Source organism: Streptomyces sp. NPDC058051, from assembly GCF_042885475.1.
Lineage (GTDB): Bacteria > Actinomycetota > Actinomycetes > Streptomycetales > Streptomycetaceae > Streptomyces.
Window position 1 is genome coordinate 114285 of sequence record NZ_JBHVRW010000017.1, and the last position, 14990, is coordinate 129274.

Annotated in this window: 13 protein-coding genes; 10 read left to right on the plus strand and 3 right to left on the minus strand. The window is 70.3% G+C overall.

The features are described 5' to 3' along the window. Positions 1 to 57 precede the first annotated feature (57 nt). From ACFVUT_RS25120 to ACFVUT_RS25135, 4 genes are read left to right on the plus strand one after another with little or no spacing between them, the layout of a single operon-like run. Entirely contained in the window at positions 58 to 648 is a 591-nt protein-coding gene (locus tag ACFVUT_RS25120; protein WP_389654017.1) for a GNAT family N-acetyltransferase, read from the plus strand. 29 nt (positions 649 to 677) lie between these two features. Then, complete coding sequence (locus ACFVUT_RS25125; protein WP_389654019.1) at positions 678 to 1508, plus strand: Mut7-C RNAse domain-containing protein; 831 nt, start codon at positions 678 to 680, stop codon at positions 1506 to 1508. Between the two features lie 39 nt (positions 1509 to 1547). Continuing rightward, positions 1548 to 1883, plus strand: coding sequence for a YnfA family protein (locus ACFVUT_RS25130; protein ID WP_389654021.1), 336 nt, complete (start codon positions 1548 to 1550; stop codon positions 1881 to 1883). Positions 1884 to 1937: 54 nt separating this feature from the next. Beyond that, entirely contained in the window at positions 1938 to 2696 is a 759-nt protein-coding gene (locus ACFVUT_RS25135) for an SDR family NAD(P)-dependent oxidoreductase (RefSeq protein WP_389654023.1), read from the plus strand. A gap of 121 nt (positions 2697 to 2817) precedes the next feature. Here ACFVUT_RS25135 and ACFVUT_RS25140 read toward each other — a convergent pair whose 3' ends face one another. Then, entirely contained in the window at positions 2818 to 4011 is a 1194-nt protein-coding gene (locus tag ACFVUT_RS25140) for an RtcB family protein (protein ID WP_389654025.1), read from the minus strand. A 169-nt stretch (positions 4012 to 4180) separates the two neighbouring features. Between ACFVUT_RS25140 and ACFVUT_RS25145 the strand changes: the two genes are divergently transcribed. From ACFVUT_RS25145 to ACFVUT_RS25155, 3 genes are all read left to right on the plus strand, one after another. Next, complete coding sequence (locus ACFVUT_RS25145) at positions 4181 to 5053, plus strand: DUF3558 domain-containing protein (protein WP_389654027.1); 873 nt, start codon at positions 4181 to 4183, stop codon at positions 5051 to 5053. Positions 5054 to 5240: 187 nt separating this feature from the next. Further along, complete coding sequence (locus tag ACFVUT_RS25150) at positions 5241 to 6047, plus strand: DUF3558 family protein (protein ID WP_389654029.1); 807 nt, start codon at positions 5241 to 5243, stop codon at positions 6045 to 6047. A 224-nt stretch (positions 6048 to 6271) separates the two neighbouring features. Beyond that, positions 6272 to 7702 carry a DUF2637 domain-containing protein gene (locus ACFVUT_RS25155; RefSeq protein WP_389654031.1) on the plus strand — a complete coding sequence of 477 codons (1431 nt, stop codon included), beginning with the start codon at positions 6272 to 6274 and terminating at the stop codon, positions 7700 to 7702. Positions 7703 to 7837: 135 nt separating this feature from the next. Here the strand turns inward: ACFVUT_RS25155 and lysS are convergent, their stop codons facing one another. Continuing rightward, positions 7838 to 9607 carry a lysine--tRNA ligase gene (gene lysS / locus ACFVUT_RS25160; protein WP_389654033.1) on the minus strand — a complete coding sequence of 590 codons (1770 nt, stop codon included), beginning with the start codon at positions 9605 to 9607 and terminating at the stop codon, positions 7838 to 7840. A 222-nt stretch (positions 9608 to 9829) separates the two neighbouring features. Between lysS and argS the strand changes: the two genes are divergently transcribed. After that, complete coding sequence (gene argS / locus ACFVUT_RS25165; RefSeq protein ID WP_389654035.1) at positions 9830 to 11602, plus strand: arginine--tRNA ligase; 1773 nt, start codon at positions 9830 to 9832, stop codon at positions 11600 to 11602. 43 nt (positions 11603 to 11645) lie between these two features. Here the strand turns inward: argS and ACFVUT_RS25170 are convergent, their stop codons facing one another. Beyond that, on the minus strand, positions 11646 to 13127 hold the full coding sequence (locus ACFVUT_RS25170; RefSeq protein ID WP_389654037.1) for a helix-turn-helix domain-containing protein: 1482 nt from the start codon (positions 13125 to 13127) through the stop codon (positions 11646 to 11648). A gap of 308 nt (positions 13128 to 13435) precedes the next feature. Between ACFVUT_RS25170 and ACFVUT_RS25175 the strand changes: the two genes are divergently transcribed. Together ACFVUT_RS25175 and ACFVUT_RS25180 are read left to right on the plus strand one after the other, a co-directional pair. Beyond that, the gene (locus tag ACFVUT_RS25175; RefSeq protein WP_389654039.1) at positions 13436 to 14188 is read left to right on the plus strand and encodes a DUF4232 domain-containing protein; all 753 of its coding nucleotides are present in this window, start codon (positions 13436 to 13438) and stop codon (positions 14186 to 14188) included. Positions 14189 to 14325: 137 nt separating this feature from the next. Then, positions 14326 to 14988 (plus strand): hypothetical protein, encoded by a 663-nt coding sequence (locus ACFVUT_RS25180; RefSeq protein ID WP_389671045.1) that lies wholly within the window; start codon positions 14326 to 14328, stop codon positions 14986 to 14988. Positions 14989 to 14990: the final 2 nt, after the last annotated feature.

Genomic DNA, 14990 nt, shown 5'->3' on the forward strand with positions numbered 1-14990 from the left:
AGCCGCCGGAACCTGACGGTCAGCGGCAATGTCAGTGCCGCGCCCTACAGTTCTGGCATGGAACTCACCGCTGCGTCATCCGTGCGTCTTGAGCCCTGGTCGGACGCCGACCTGGAGCTTCTTCGCCGTGCCAACGCACCGGAGCTGATGAACCACCTGGGCGGCCCCGAGACGGAGGAACAGCTCGTCACGCGTCACGAACGCTATGTGGCGATGAGCGCGGACCGGGAGGGCGGAGGCAGGATGTTCCGCATCGCCCTGGCCGACGGGGACACCGCCGTGGGCACGATCGGCTTCTGGCAGCGGACCTGGCGGGGCCAGGAGGTGTACGAGACGGGCTGGGCCGTCCTCCCCGGCTACCAGGGCAGGGGCATCGCGACGGCCGCCACGACGGCCGTCGCCGAGCAGGCCCGCGCCGAGCACAAGCACCGCTATCTGCACGCCTATCCGTCCATGGACAACAGCGCGTCGAACGCGGTGTGCCGCAAGGCGGGCTTCACGCTGATCGGCGTGTGCGACTTCGAGTACCCGCCCGGCCACGCGCTGCTGACGAACAACTGGCGGCTGGACCTCACACCGGAAGCCCCGCCCGCCCCGGCCCCCGGCGCTCCGCCCGCCCCGGCCGCCGGCGTCGAAAACCCTGGCTGACGCACCCCGCGTGATGCCATCCTGGCGAGGTGAACGGACCGGAGATCCACCTCGAAGTCGACCCCGAACTGCGGCTCTTCGTCGCCCATGAACGCCGCCACGGGCGCTCGGCCGTGATCACGGACGGCTCCTCCACGCTCGGGCATGTCGTGGAGTCGCTCGGTATCCCGCTCACCGAGGCCGGACAGCTCCTGGTCGACGGCCGTCCCGTGCCGGTGTCGCACATCCCGGCGGCGGGCGAGGTGGTCGAGGTACGCGCCGTGGATCGCCCTCAGCGCGTTCCGGGCGCGCCTCTGCGGTTCCTGCTCGACGTCCACCTCGGCACGCTCGCCCGGCGGCTTCGTCTGCTGGGTGTCGACGCGGCGTACGAGAGCGAGGACATCGGCGACGCCGCGCTGGCCACCCGGTCGGCCAAGGAGCGCCGCGTACTGCTCTCCCGGGACCGGGGGCTGCTGCACCGACGGGAGATCTGGGCCGGAGCGTACGTCTACAGCGACCGGCCGGAGGACCAACTGCGTGACGTGCTGGAGCGTTTCTCGCCACATCTGGCCCCCTGGACCAGATGCACCGCCTGCAACGGTCCGCTGAAGGCGGCCGACAAGGACTCCGTCAGCGATCATCTGGAGCACGGCACCCGGCGCTCGTACGACGTCTTCGCCCAGTGCACGGAGTGTGACCGGGTCTACTGGCGGGGCGCCCACCACACCCGCCTGGACGCGATCGTCACGCAGGCGCTCCACGGCTTCGCCCCCACGCTCCCTGCTACTCCCCCTTCCGCTCCCCCTGCCCCTGCCCCGGAGAGCGCCGAGGAGGACGGGCACCATGCGGCACCGTCAAACCCGTCCGGAGCCGGGGACTGACCGGGGCCCCGCTCCTCCGCCCCGTGACACCCTGCTCCCATGTCGATCGCACGCTCTGTCGCCCTGTTCGTCGTCGCCGCGCTCTTCGAGATCGGCGGGGCCTGGCTCGTCTGGCAGGGCGTGCGGGAGCACCGGGGCTGGATCTGGATCGGCGCGGGCGTCATCGCCCTGGGTGTCTACGGCTTCGCCGCCACGCTCCAGCCGGACGGTGAGTTCGGCCGCATCCTCGCCGCGTACGGCGGTGTCTTCGTCGCGGGCTCCATCGCCTGGGGCATGGTCGCCGACGGCTACCGCCCCGACCGCTGGGACGTGACCGGCGCACTGATCTGCCTGGCAGGGATGGCCGTGATCATGTACGCCCCGCGCAGTCACTGATCAGGCACCTGCCTATCCTGGCCGGGTACCGATCAGCTGCCCGAGGAGTCCGCCATGGCCGCCACCCCGATCGCCGTCATCACCGGAGCGAGCAGCGGCATCGGTGCCGCGACCGCCCGGCAGCTGGCCGCCGCCGGCTACCGCGTGGTGCTGACCGCCCGCCGCAAGGACCGCATCGAGGCACTCGCCGCCGAGATCACCGAGGCGGGCCACCAGGCCACGGCGTACGTCCTGGACGTCACCGACCGCGACGCCGTGGACGAGTTCGCCACGGCGTTCCGCAGCCTCGCCGTCCTCGTCAACAACGCGGGCGGAGCGCTCGGCGCCGACCCCGTCGCCACCGGTGACCCCGCCGACTGGCGCCGGATGTACGAGACGAACGTCATCGGTACGCTCAACGTCACCCAGGCCCTGCTCCCGGCCCTCACGGCGAGCGGCGACGGCACGATCGTGGTCCTCTCCTCCACCGCCGGCCACGGCACGTACGAGGGCGGTGGCGGCTACGTGGCCGCCAAGCACGGCGAACACGTCCTGGCCGAGACCCTTCGCCTGGAGATCGTCGGCACCCCGGTCCGCGTCATCGAGATCGCCCCCGGCATGGTCAAGACGGAGGAGTTCGCCACGACCCGCTTCCGCGGCGACACCGAAAAGGCGGCACGGGTGTACGCGGGCGTCGATGCCCCGCTCACCGCCGACGACGTGGCCGACACCATCACCTGGGCCATCACGCGCCCCAGCCACGTCAACATCGACCTTCTCGTGGTCCGCCCCCGCGCCCAGGCATCCAACTCCAAGGTCCACCGCACCGCCTGACCTCAGCGAAGACACGGCAGAAGCAACCCCCTTCGGCGGGAGCGCGCGGCCCCCGCCGGTGGGAGGCGCGGACCCCGCGGGTGGGAAGCGACGCCCCCGCCCACTGCACGCCAAGGGGACCTCAGCCCTTCACGCACACCACCTGCTTGAGCTTGGCGACGACCTCCACCAGGTCCCGCTGCTGGTCGATGACCTGCTCGATCGGCTTGTACGCGGCGGGAATCTCGTCCACGACACCGGAGTCCTTGCGGCACTCCACGCCCCGCGTCTGATCCTCCAGGTCCCGCGTGGAGAAGCGCCTCTTCGCGGCGTTCCGGCTCATCTTCCGACCGGCGCCGTGCGAGGCCGAGTTGAAGGACTTCTCGTTCCCGAGGCCCTTCACGATGTACGAGCCGGTGCCCATCGAACCCGGAATGATCCCGAAGTCCCCCGAGCCCGCACGGATCGCGCCCTTCCGCGTGACCAGCAGGTCCATGCCCGCGTACCGCTCCTCCGCCACGTAGTTGTGGTGGCAGGAGATCACCGGCTCGAAGGTGACCTTGGCCTTCTTGAACTCCTTGCGGACCACGTTCTGGAAGAGCGCCATCATGACGGCGCGGTTGTGCTTCGCGTACTCCTGAGCCCAGAAGAGGTCGTTCCGGTAGGCCCCCATCTGCGGGGTGTCCGCGATGAACACGGCCAGGTCGCGGTCGATCAGGTCCTGGTTGTGCGGCAGCTTCTGCGCCTGTCCGATGTGGAAGTCGGCCAGTTCCTTGCCGATGTTCCGCGAACCGGAGTGCAGCATCAGCCAGACCGCGCCCGACTCGTCGAGGCAGAACTCGATGAAGTGGTTGCCCGATCCGAGCGTGCCCATCTGCTTCGTGGCCCGTTCCTCACGGAACTTGACCGCATCGGCCACCCCGCCGAACCGTCCCCAGAAGTCGTCCCAGCCCGGCGCCCGGAAGCCGTACAGCCGGTCCGGGTCCACGGCCTCGTCGTGCATGCCGCGGCCCACCGGAATGGCCTGCTCGATCTTCGACCGCAGCCGGGACAGATCGCCCGGCAGGTCATTGGCCGTCAGGGAGGTCTTCACGGCGGACATTCCGCAGCCGATGTCCACACCGACCGCCGCCGGGCAGACCGCACCCTCCATCGCGATCACCGAACCGACGGTCGCACCCTTGCCGAAGTGGACATCCGGCATCACGGCAAGGCCCTTGATCCAGGGCAGGGTCGCCACGTTCCGCAACTGCTGCATGGCGGCGTCCTCGACCGAGGCAGGGTCGGCCCACATACGGATCGGGACCTTCGCGCCCGGCATCTCCACATACGACATAGCTCTTGATTCCCCCGAAAAGTCTGAAAGCGCAAAACCGGCGCCAAGATCGGCAAATACATCGCTCGACCGGCATTCACAGCGGCGTGTGCGATACACATTGTGTCCACCGGTCGCCATCGAGCGGCAACCGTTTTTCGCACGAAGGGAGTCCAGGACCGTGCGGCGAATGGCGTACGTACCCGGCACCGCTCTGGTGGCAGTGCTTGCCGTCGGCTGCAGCGCCGGCACCGGAACAGGCGGCTCCGCCCCCGACAGCAAGCCGGGCGAGGCAACGGCCGCCGCGGCGGCCCCCGGCAAGTACCGCGATCTCCCCGACCCCTGCCGCGCTGTCGCGTCGTCCACGCTGAAGGACCTGCTCCCGGGGGCCGCCGAACTCCCCGAGGACCAGCAGCAGAAGGTGTTCGCGGGCACGGCCGCCGTGACCTACGACACCGACCGCCGGGTCGGATGCCGCTGGAAGTCCGAGGCCGCCGACTCCTCGCACTCCCTCTTCATCGACTTCGAGCGTGTCGTGTCCTACGACCCCACCGTGAGCGACGACGACCGTGCCCGCGAGGTGTACGCCAAGAAGGAGACCGCCGCCGGCGTGTCCTCGCCCTCCGCCACACCCGGGACCACGAAGGACACGGGCGAGAAGGACACCTCTTCCTCCTCCGGGGACGGCTCCGCGTCGGGCTCCGCCTCGCACGCCCTGTCCGGCTCGTCCTCCGAGAACGAGAACGGGAACAGCGAGAACGCAGACGACAACAACGGCACCACCGGCACCACGGACGGCAGCGACGACAGCACCGACGACAGCCTCCTGCCCCGCACGCTCGACGACCTCGCAGACAGTGCATTTCTGAACGATTCGCTCACTCGGGCAGGTTCCACCGCGCAGAACCGCACGGTGAGCGTGGTGTTCCGCACATCGAACGTCATCGTGACCGTCGAGTACACCGACCGGCCGACCATCTCCACCGTCGTCCCCGACAGCAGGGAACTGCAGGACAGAGCCCGGTCGCTGGCCCGGAAGCTGGTCGACAAGTTCAGCGAATAGCCCCGGCCGGAGTGTCCCGGACCGGCGTCGCGCCCGCCCGCCGAGTGCCCGACCGAGGCGGCATCCGGCCGCCGTCCGTCGTACCGTGGCCCTCCGGACCACCCGCCGACCACCCTCCGGACCACCCGCCGACCGCGCGCCCGGCCACCCCGGCAGCCCCACGCCGCGCCACCCGAGTGAAGGAACCATGCACCGTTCAGCCCCGCGACTCTCCCGCATACTCGCCTGCGCCGCCGTTCCGGTGATGCTCGTCGTCGCCGGCTGCTCGTCGGACTCCGGCGGCAAGAAGGAATCGGGTTCCTCCTCGTCGTCCGCCGCGCCGGACGCGAAGAAGTCGGAAGCGAGCGTCGAGGCCGCGAGGTTCGCCGCGCTGCCCGACCCGTGCAAGTCGGTCAGCGCGAAGACGGTCACGTCCCTCGTCCCCAAGGCGAAGTCCAAGGGCGGCACGCCCGCCAAGTCCAGCGACACCGCGTACCGCGCGGGCTGCTCCTGGAACGGCCTCGACGACAAGGGCGTGAAGGGCTCCCAGTACCGCTGGCTCGACGTCGGCTTCACCCGCTTCGACTCGGACCAGGCCCTGGGCAGCGGCGCCCAGCGTGCCCAGCAGGACTTCGCGAAGCAGGTCACCAAGGCCAAGGCCGCCGAGGGGGCGAAGAAGGTCACCGAGACGCCCGCCTCCGGCATCGGCGACCAGGCCACCACCATCACGTACGACCTCACCAAGACCAGTGAGGACTTCAAGTACGCGACCGTCGTCGCCCGCACGGGGAACGTCGTCGTCACCCTCACCTACAACGGCGCGGGCTACGCGGGCGCGAAGACCCCGGCAGCCGCCGACATCCTGAAGGGTGCCGAGAAGGCGGCCAAGGAGACCGTGGCGTCGGTCGCCGCCACCGGCACGGCGTCGGCCGCACCGAGCGAGTCCACCGGGTCCACCGGGTCCGGCAAGTCCGCCGCGCCCAGCGAGAAGGCCACGGACAAGAAGACGAGCTGACCGACGCGCGGCAGGGCGCACCGTCCCACAACGCCCCTGCGCAGAAGCGCTTTCACGAAGCCCGGTGCTCCCCCGAGCACCGGGCTTCGCCCCTCCCCGCGCAACGCGCCGCGCCCTCATGTGCCAGGCTGTGCCCGCCAGAAGTCGAACAGGACGTCGAGCGGGGCGCCACAACAAGGCGCCGGCGCGGGCGTCGGATACGAGAAACGGGGAGGGGAACGCGGGTGGCCGCGATGCAGCTGACACGCACCCACCGAATACTCATCGGTCTCGTGGTCGCCGGTGCGGTACTCATCGCCGCGATCGGTTTCGCGGGTTCGTACGCGGCGGTGCGCGAACTCGCCCTCCAGAAGGGCTTCGGGGACTTCTCGCTGGTCTTCCCGATCGGCATCGACGCGGGCATCTGTGTCCTGCTCGCCCTGGACCTGCTGCTGACCTGGCTGCGCATCCCGTTCCCGCTGCTGCGCCAGACGGCCTGGCTGCTGACCGCCGCGACGATCGCCTTCAACGGCGCCGCGGCCTGGCCCGACCCGCTCGGTGTCGGCATGCACGCGGTCATCCCGGTGCTGTTCGTGGTCTCCGTCGAGGCCGCCCGGCACGCCGTCGGCCGGATCGCCGACATCACCGCCGACAAGCACATGGAGGGCGTGCGGCTCACCCGCTGGCTGCTCTCCCCCATACCGACGTTCCGGCTCTGGCGCCGGATGAAGCTGTGGGAGCTCCGGTCGTACGAGCAGGTCATCAAGCTCGAACAGGACCGGCTGATCTACCAGGCCCGCCTCCAGGCCCGCTTCGGCCGCAACTGGCGTCGCAAGGCCCCCATCGAGTCCCTGATGCCGCTGCGCCTGGCGAAGTACGGCGTGCCACTGGCCGAGACCGCCGGGCCCGGCCTCGCCGCCGCCGGCATCGAACCGGTCCTGCTGCCCGCGGCCCCGGCCCACGCCGTCGAGAGCGGCGATGCCCCGCACGAGCTGCCGTCCGCCCAGTCCCACCCCCAGCAGCAGGGGCAGCAGCAAAAGCTGTACGAACAGCAGCAGCAGTACGCACAGCAGCAGGGTCACCAGCACGCCTACCCCGCCGACCCGGCCGGTGCCGAGGAGTGGCCCCCGGAGGGCGCCGGTACGCACGAGAGCCCGTGGTTCGCCGCGCCCCAGGTGCCGGACGACGCGTACCAGAGCGCGTACGACCCGACGTACATCGAGGGCCTGGAGCCCACCCCGGTCATGGTCCCGCTCGGCCCCGGCGGTCGCACCCGCCCCCTGGGCAACGTGGGCACCATCGGTGCCGTCCCGGGCCCCCGCGCCCCGGAACCTCAGCCGGAGCCTCGGCCGGAACCCCGGCAGGAGCCTCAGCCGGAGCCCCGGTCCGCGCCGCCGACGCCGAAACCGGAGCCGGCCGTGCGGCCCGAGCAGCCGCAGGAGCCCGACCCCTCCGAATGGGCCGAGGCCGAAGTCGAGTTCGGCGAGATCGCGTACGAGGTGTTCACCGCGTACACGCACGCCCACCAGGACTACCCGAGCGCGGAGGTCCTGGACATACACCTGTCGGACGGCCACAACGTCAGGCACCCCCGTAGCGCGGCCCTGCTCCGCCGCCTTCTGCCGGGGTTCAAGCAGCGCTTCGACAACGAGATGGCGGAGAACCACATCGCGTGAGCCGTCCGCCGGCCCCCACGCCCCGTCCCGGAACGGCACACGCCCACCCCCGGATCGTCCGCCCCCGCCCGGGCGCGCAACGAAGAAGGGCCGTCACCCGGGATCACCGGTGACGGCCCTTCGTGAGCGAACGCGCTACGCGCCCAGCAGCCTGCGCACCCGGTCCGCCCCGACGGCCAGCAGCAGCGTGGGCAGCCGCGGACCCGTGTCCCGGCCGACCAGCAGCCGGTACAGCAGCGCGAAGAACGACCGCTGGGCCACCTTCAGCTCGGGCGTCGGCTTGGCGTCCGGCTCCAGGCCCTCCAGGATCTTCGGCACGCCGTAGACGAGTGTGGTGAGCCCGTCCAGCGACCAGTGCGAGTCCAGCCCCTCCAGGAGCAGCCGCAGCGACTCGCGGCCCTGCTCGTCCAGCGAGCCGAGCAGTTCCTTGTCCGGCTCCTCACGGACGATCGTGCGGGCCTCGGCCGGGACCTGGCTGGTGATCCAGTTCCAGGCGCGGTCGAGGCGCGGCCGGGCCTCGTCCAGCAGGGTCAGCGGGTTCTCCGGGTCCAGCTCGCTCAGGATGCGCAGCGTCTGCTCGTCGTGCCCGCCGGTGATGTCGACGACGGACGCGAGCGTGCGGTACGGCAGCGGTCGCGGCGTGCGCGGCAGTTCACCGGAGGCCGTGCCGATGGCCCGCGTGTAGGCGGCGGCGTCGGCCGGCAGCACCGAGCCGTCGGCGACCTTGCGCGCCAGCGAGTCCCACTCGTCGTAGAGCCGCTGGATCTCCTGGTCGAACGCGATCTTGAAGGACTGGTTGGGCTTGCGGCGCGCGTACAGCCAGCGCAGCAGCGGCGCCTCCATGATCTTCAGCGCGTCGGCCGGGGTCGGCACGCCGCCCTTGCTGGAGGACATCTTCGCCATGCCGGAGATGCCGACGAAGGCGTACATCGGGCCGATCGGCTGCACGCCGTCGAAGACCTCGCGGACGATCTGGCCGCCGACGACGAACGAGGAGCCCGGCGAGGAGTGGTCCACGCCGCTCGGCTCGAAGATCACGCCTTCGTACGCCCAGCGCATCGGCCAGTCGACCTTCCAGACCAGCTTTCCGCGGTTGAACTCGCTCAGCCGGACGGTCTCGGCGAAGCCGCAGGCCGTGCAGGTGTAGTTCAGCTCCGTGCTGTCGTCGTCGTACGACGTGACGGTCGTGAGGTCCTTCTCGCAGTTGCCGCAGTAGGGCTTGTACGGGAAGTAGCCGGCCGAGCCGCCGCTGCCGTCGTCCTCGCCGGCCGCGCCGGAGCCCGCCTCTGCCTCCAGCTCGGCCTCGTCGGCCTTCTTCTGCTGCGGCTTCTTGCCGCCCTTGGCACCGGCCGCACCCGCCGCCGGGTCCTTCTTCGTCCGGTACCGGTCGAGGACGGCGTCGATGTCGGCGCGGTGCTTCATCGCGTGCAGGATCTGCTCGCGGTACGTGCCCGCCGTGTACTGCTCGGTCTGGCTGATGCCGTCGTACTCGACGCCCAGCTCCGCCAGCGCGGCGGTCATGGCGGCCTTGAAGTGCTCGGCCCAGTTCGGGTACGCGGACCCGGTCGGGGCGGGCACCGAGGTCAGCGGCTTGCCGATGTGCTCGGCCCAGGACGCGTCGACGCCCGGGACGCCGTTCGGAACCTTGCGGTAGCGGTCGTAGTCGTCCCAGGAGATCAGGTGCCGGACGGTGTACCCGCGGCGGCGGATCTCGTCGGCGACCAGGTGCGGGGTCATGACCTCGCGGAGGTTGCCCAGGTGGATCGGGCCCGACGGAGAGAGACCGGACGCGACGACGACCGGTTTGCCAGGCGCACGACGCTCCGATTCGGCGATGACATCGTCCGCGAAGCGGGAGACCCAGTCGGTCTCGGTGCTGCTCTGACTCTGAGCCACGGTCTGCACGTCCTTCTCTCTTGTGGGGCTCGTCAGGGACAAACCCTGATGGGACTCGTAGGGCCCTGGGCGGACGCGCGGGGCCCCGGTGGGACTGGCAAGGGGGTCCTGTGCGACGCGCAGGAGCAGTGGCCATTCTCCCAGGTCCTACCGGAAGCGCGAAAACGGCTTTACTCGCCGTGGAATACTGGGTGTGATCCCTTGCACCCCTACGGAAACGGCAGCCAGCCCATGGCCTCGGTCACTTCCCTCGCTTCCACACTCCAGCAGCAGCTGGCGGACGCCCTGACGGCAGCACTGCCGGACGCGGGCACCGCCGACCCGCTGCTGCGACGAAGCGACCGGGCCGACTTCCAGGCCAACGGCATCCTGGCCCTCGCCAAGAAGCTCAAGGGCAACCCGCGCGAGCTGGCGTCCCGGGTCACGGCCGCGATCCCGACGGGCGGCCTGATCGAGGAGATCGAGGTCTCCGGCCCCGGCTTCCTGAACGTGACGCTCAGCGACAGGGCGATCGTCGAGACCCTCGCCGCGCGTGCCGCGGACGCCGAGGGCCGGCTCGGTGTGCCGTACAACAGCGCCGCGGGCACGACGGTCATCGACTACGCGCAGCCGAACGTGGCCAAGGAGATGCACGTCGGTCACCTCCGTTCCGCGGTGATCGGTGACGCGATGGCGCAGATCCTGGAGTTCACGGGCGAGACCGTGGTCCGGCGCCACCACATCGGCGACTGGGGCACCCAGTTCGGCATGCTCATCCAGTACCTGATCGAGCACCCGGGCGAGCTGACCCACGAGACCGACGGCGGCGCGGCGGACGGCGAAGCCGCCATGTCCTCCCTGAACCGGCTCTACAAGGCCTCGCGGGCGCTCTTCGACTCCGACGAGGAGTTCAAGGCCCGCTCCCGGGACCGGGTCGTCGCGCTCCAGGCCGGCGACGGGGAGACGCTGGCGATGTGGCAGCGCTTCGTCGACGAGTCGAAGATCTACTTCTACTCGGTCTTCAACAAGCTCGACATGGAGATCCGCGACGCCGACATCGTCGGCGAGTCCGGCTACAACGACATGCTGGCGGAGACCTGCCGCATCCTGGAGGAGTCGGGCGTCGCCGTCCGCTCCGAGGGTGCGCTGTGCGTGTTCTTCGACGACGTGAAGGGCACGGACGGCGAGCCGGTGCCGCTGATCGTGCAGAAGTCCAACGGCGGTTTCGGCTACGCGGCCACCGACCTCTCCGCGATCCGGGACCGGGTGCAGAACCTCAAGGCGTCCACCCTGCTGTACGTGGTGGACGCCCGGCAGGCCCTGCACTTCAAGATGGTCTTCGAGACGGCGCGCCGGGCCGGTTGGCTGAACGAGGACGTCACGGCCGTGCATCTCGCCTTCGGCACGGTGCTCGGCAAGGACGGCAAGCCGTTCAAGACCCGTGCGGGCGAGACGATCCGGCTGGCGGACCTGCTGGACGAGGCGATCGACCGGGCGTCCACCGTCGTGCGCGAGAAGGCGAACGACCTCACCGACGAGGAGATCACCGAGCGGGCCACGCAGGTCGGTATCGGCGCGGTGAAGTACGCGGACCTGTCGACGTCGGCCGCCCGCGACTACAAGTTCGACCTGGACCAGATGGTGTCACTGACCGGCGACACCAGCGTGTACATCCAGTACGCGCACGCCCGGTCCCGCTCCATCAAGCGCAAGGCGGGCGAGCTGAAGTCCCAGCCCCACCCGGAGCTGGAGCTGGCCCCGGCCGAGCGCGCGCTGGGGCTGCACCTGGACCAGTTCGGCGAGGTCGTGGCCGAGGTCGCCGCCGCGTACGAGCCGCACAAGCTGGCCTCGTACCTCTACCAGCTGTCGTCGCTCTTCACGACGTTCTACGACCAGTGCCCGGTGCTGAAGCCCGAGGTTCCGGGCGATGTGGCGGAGAACCGCCTCTTCCTCTCGGACCTCACGGCCCGCACCCTGCACCAGGGCATGGAGCTGCTCGGCATCAGGACCCCCGAGCGCCTCTGAGCCCCGTCCCCTTCCGTACGCATCGGCCCGGTGCGGTGACCCTCTACTTGGTCACCCACTGGGCCGTGTCGTACCGGTACATGTACTGCGGCCGTGCCGCGATGCTGCTCGTACGGAAGGGCTTCCCGCCGTCGTCGATGCGCAGCGTCCCCTCACGGCCGCCGCTGCTCCACTCCAGCTCCAGGTACCAGCTGACGTCGTGCCCTTCGACATGCACGTCGAGGTCGAACACCTCCACGTCGGTGGAGGTGACCCGGAAGGGGAAGTCCTTCGGCGGCACCGGCTTGCCCGCATGCTCCCCGGCGACCGGGGTGAGCGAAGGCTGGTTGTCGTCGAGGTCGACGTCGAAGGACTGCGGTGTGATGCCGCCGCCGCAGCCCTCCCCCATCGAGTACGCCGACCACGGCAGCGGCACCTTCCGGGACAGTGCGCGCACATGGAGTCCGTGGAGCACGACGGCCTGGTCGGACCTTCCCTGCACGGTGAGTTCGAGCAGCATCTGGCCGCCGTCCACACCGCCGAGCGCCCTGGCCCAGCCACGGGTGCCCTGCGGCGTGGGAGGCGGAGGTACGTCCTCCGGCGCCTGGTCCAGTACGTAGTACTGGCCACAGGGCGCTTCCCAGTTGTACGAGCTGATGGTGGCGTTCAGGGGGACGCCGCCCGTCTGCCCGCCCGAGCCCGCTCCGGCTCCCGCATCGTGCCCGGCGGACGCGGACGCGGAGGCGGACCGCGACCCCGGGGACGGGGTGGCCGCGGTACCGGACGCGCCGGGCTTGCCCGACGGATCGGGTGTGCCCGACGACGCGGCGGTGCTCTCGTCGTGGCTGGGCCGTGCGGGTGCGCCGTTCACGGCGGCGGCATCGCTGAGGTCGCCCGTACCCGAGCCCGAGAGATGGCTGACGATGATCGTGGTCGGCACGGTGAGCGCGACGACGGCGACGGCCGCGAGCAGGACGCGCGTGCGCGGGGAGGACCAGAACCGCCGGGGCCGGATCGCGCCACCGGTCACGGTCGGGGGCACGTCGCCGTCGCTCGCGTCCTGGTCCCGGTGCTCGCCGCCGTGCTCGTCCCGGTGCTCGGGCGAAGGCACAGCACCGGCTTCGGCCCCCGCCGCAGCCCCGGCCTCAGCCGTCGCGTCGGACCCGGAATCAGAAACGGCACCGGAAACGGCACCGGCACCGGCACCCGCACCCGCACCCGCACCCGCACCGGGAAACGGACCCGAAACGGGAGACGGACCCGGGCCAGGGACGGAGTCAGGAGCGGGAGCAGGACGCCGTCGGGACGCGTCGGCCACGATCCACCGCCGGTGCAGCTCCACCAGTTCGTCCGCGTTCGCCCCGCACAGGCGGGCCAGCCGCTCCACCGGGGCGTAGTCGTTCGGCACGGCATCGCCGTTGCAATACCGGTGCAGCGTCGACGTGCTGACGTGCAGTCTTCCGGCGAGGACCCCGTAGCTGCGCCCTGAGCGGTCCTTCAGTTCCTTCAGCAGAGCCGCGAACTGTGCGGCCTCCGGCGTCGCCACTGTGGCGTTCCCCCTCTTGGTCCGTCCCGGAACGCCGTTCCAGGGACGTGGAATCTGCCCAGGTCACAGTACGCGCAAGCATTCCGGCATCCCCAATGGGTCAGTCGGCGTTGCGGCTGGATTCCGGCGTCCCGCAGTCTGTGATCACACCGCAGAGACCACCGGGACGAAGCAGTGCGAACCCTTTTCCGCATCGAGCTCATCGATGTCGTGGCCATCGCCGTGGTGATCGTGTCCACCGCGATCACCCTGATCCTGATCTGCCACCACTGACTGATCCACCTCAACCACACACGGGGAGTACCACCATGCGCACCAACCGCATCCGCACCACCGCCCTCGCCGCGACCGCCCTCCTGGCCGCCCTCTCGCTCACCGCATGCAGCGGAGACGACGTCGCTGACAACGGCAAGGCGGGAGCAGCGGCTCCGGCGGGGAGCACCACCGGACAGCAGTCCCCGACCGCCACACCGGACTCGGGCAAGGACGCCAAGGACGGCACGGACGCCAAGGACACGGACAGCGCGTCCGGCGGCTCCCCGGCGGCCCCCGCCAAGGACTCCTCCTCCGGCACGGGCGGCGGAAAGAGCAACAACGGCAGCTCCGGCAACAGCGGCAGCTCCGGCAACTCCGGATCCCCCGTCACCTGCGTCGGCGCGAACACCAAGGTCACCGTCAGCAAGGTGAGCCGTCCCATCAACCACTTGCTGCTCACCATGACCAACACCGGCTCCCGTGCCTGCTACGCGTACAACGCGCCCAAGCTCCGGTTCGACGACGCGCAGGCCGTCTTCCCCATCCTCAACGACAGCATTCCGCAGGCCGTGGTCACGCTCGACCCGGGCCAGTCCGCGTACGCCTCCATCGGCCTGACCGGTGAGAGCGAGCTGAAGGACCAGCACAAGTCCGCCCACCTCACGATGTACTTCTCCGCCAAGAACCCCTCGGGCGACACGGGCACCGCCCCGGCCGAGCTGACGCTCCCGGCCGACACCTACTGGGACGACAACGGATTCGTCACCTACTGGCAGAGCGACATGGCCCTCGCGCTGACCTACTGAGTCGCCGCGTATCGACCGACAATCCGCCTTCCTGCCCAGCAGTTGACCGTAGAATCGCGGCCGGAATCCGAGGGGGATGCATGCGGGCAGGCAAGCGTGGCGGATCAACAAGGGCGGGAGCGTGCGCAGTCGTCGCCGTGGCGTCCCTGACGCTCGTCACGGGCTGCGGCAAGGCGACAGGAAGCCGCGCGTCGGACCAGGACTCCAGCGTCCCCGTGTCCTCGTCGGCCCCGAGCGTGAATCCGTCCTACGGCGAGAAGTACCTCGCCGAGCGCGAGTGCGCCGCGCCCGAGTCCGGCAAGAAGGACGCCTACCGCGAGGCCCCGTGCGACGCCGCCGAGGCCGTCGCACGGGTCACCGACCGGTTCGAGATCGGCAGCGCGGTGCCGGTCTCGGCCACCGGCTGCCCGGCGCACACCGACTTCGTGATCGATACGCCGATCAGCCTCGCCCTCCTGGAGGGCACCCCGGCAACGGGCGAGGGCTACGCCTGCATGCGCAACCTGAAGCCACCGCACCCCGGCGACCCCGGTCAGGGCGGCGGTCCCAGGATCGAGATCGGCGACTGCGTGCACAGCGAGTCGACGAAGGCCGACGACGTGATCGAGGAGGTCGCCTGCCGGACCAGGAGCAAGAGGAACGGCGCGACCTACAAGATCACGAACATCCTTGAGGACAGGTCGGTGGCTTCCCTCACCGACCCGTGCGAGGGCGAGGCCGACGCGGAGTTCAGCGAGAACCCGATGTTCGGCGGGGATCCGACCAAGAACGAACGGCTCCTCTGCGGCAAGAAGCTCTAGAT